Below are 706 nucleotides of genomic sequence, written 5' to 3'. Positions count from 1 at the left end.
TTCATTGAAATCGGAAAGGAAGAGAGTTCACGCCTGGAGCGTGTTCCGGCAAAAGTATATATCCTGAAGACCGTCCGTCACAAAGTGATAAGAAAATCCGATATGGAGAAATATCCCGAGGAAAGGCAGATTCTGATTCATCCTCTTCCTCTTGTCCCGGTCAGCAAATGTATGGCAGGCGCCTCGGTCCTGACGGACATTATCATCGGCAAGTTCATGTATCATCTCCCGTTCTACCGTCTGATACAGCAGTATCGCGAATCAGGAATCATCATAAGCGAATCTACCATGTGCGGATGGTATGAAATGGCGGTGGAGAAACTCAGGCTTCTGTACAACCTGCTCAAACAGAAGATACTCTCCAGTGAGTATATACAAGTGGACGAGAGTGTCATTCCTGTGCTGGACAATGAGAAACATAAAGCGAGAAAGGGGTATGAGTGGTGCGTACGCGACGGCATCACGGGGGACGTCATGTTCCATTATGACCGTGGGAGCCGTTCGGGCATGGTAGCCCGTGAACTGCTGGGATGCTGCCGTGGCATTGTGCAATGTGACGGCTATGCAGCTTACGAACAGTTTGAGCAGATGAAAGGAATTACTCTGGCCGGCTGCTGGGCACATGTCAGAAGAAAATACGTGGATGCTCTGGAAGAGAACAGGACCCTGGCTACACAGGCGATTCACTACATCGGCAAGTTGTACA

1 protein-coding gene is annotated in these 706 nt (G+C 49.6%); it reads left to right on the top strand.

Annotated elements, in window-relative coordinates:
* The coding region (gene tnpC, locus OCV81_RS17940) for an IS66 family transposase (protein ID WP_262640536.1) at window positions 1-706 on the top strand (706 nt) is incomplete at both ends.

The organism is Phocaeicola fibrisolvens (genome assembly GCF_025567125.1).
Classification (GTDB): domain Bacteria; phylum Bacteroidota; class Bacteroidia; order Bacteroidales; family Bacteroidaceae; genus Phocaeicola; species Phocaeicola fibrisolvens.
Note: the sequence above shows the minus strand (reverse complement) of the source record. Positions and strands in the feature narration are given on the sequence as shown.